We start from the raw sequence: 572 nt of genomic DNA, 5'->3' as shown, positions 1-572 counted from the left end.
GGCTGGGTGCGCAAGCCCTCCACCTTCTCTTCGAGGGACTTCGTCACCCGGCTCACCGTCGAGCGCGAGACGTCCTCGCCCATCAGCGCCCTCGTCACCTTGCCCATCTTCCGCGTGGAGACGCCCTGCACGTACGCGCTGGTAATCGCCTCGTCGAGTTCCTCGCTGCGCCGCTTGTAGCGGCCCAGCACCGCCCCCGCCGCTCCGCTGGCCCGGGTCCGGGGCACCGCCACCTCCAAGTGGCCCATGGACGTCAAGAGGCCGCGCAGGTAGCTGCCATTGCGCTGGTCCTTGCGCCCCGCCACCTGCTGCCAGCGCCCCGCCCCCACCAGGCCCCGAATCTCCTCCTCCAGCAGCATCTCCAGCGTCATGCGGATGGCTCCCAGGAACAGCCCGCGCACGTCGGTGCGCACCTCCTCGTGCGAGGGCACGGCAAACTCGGTATCGTCCACGTCGGGGAACTCCTCGGCCTCCTCGCCAAAGGAGGACCATCTCGGTTTGGTTTCACCGAGGAGCTTCCCTCTTTTCCGCGCCTCCGTCCTTGCCGACTACACACTTATAGGGACACGACC

At 68.0% G+C, this 572-nt stretch carries 1 protein-coding gene; it reads right to left on the bottom strand.

Annotation, left to right across the window (positions count from 1 at the left end; translation table 11 throughout):
• Positions 1-431 (bottom strand): transposase (locus tag FL311_RS43530; protein WP_228557488.1); only part of this gene is annotated, 431 nt, incomplete at its 3' end.
• Positions 432-572 lie beyond the last annotated feature (141 nt).

The organism is Myxococcus sp. AB025B, from assembly GCF_006518215.1.
Taxonomy (GTDB): domain Bacteria; phylum Myxococcota; class Myxococcia; order Myxococcales; family Myxococcaceae; genus Myxococcus; species Myxococcus fulvus.
This window is presented reverse-complemented; position numbering and strand designations above follow the sequence as displayed.